Origin of the sequence: Halorubrum sp. SP3 (assembly GCF_005435195.1) — an archaeon.
Taxonomy (GTDB): Archaea; Halobacteriota; Halobacteria; order Halobacteriales; family Haloferacaceae; genus Halorubrum; species Halorubrum sodomense.
On record NZ_SGTU01000869.1, the window covers coordinates 1 to 206 of the forward strand.

Genomic DNA, 206 nt, shown 5'->3' on the forward strand with positions numbered 1-206 from the left:
GGTTCGACGACCGCACCGACCGGATCGGCTACGCCCTCGGCCTCTTCGGCCTGAGCGTCACTCCGATCCTCTTCGGCCACTACGCCGACGGCGACGCCGCAGTCTTCGGGTTCGTGGTCGCGTTCTTCGGCGCGGTCGCGTTCCTCACGCTCAGCGAACAGGCGCGTCGGCTCGACGACGGGACGGCGTGAGCGGCCGGAGACGGG

1 pseudogene is annotated in these 206 nt (G+C 70.9%); it reads left to right on the forward strand.

What is annotated here, in order from left to right:
- A pseudogene (locus tag EXE42_RS18445) lies at window positions 1-191 on the forward strand (hypothetical protein); the annotation flags it as partial.
- Window positions 192-206 lie beyond the last annotated feature (15 nt).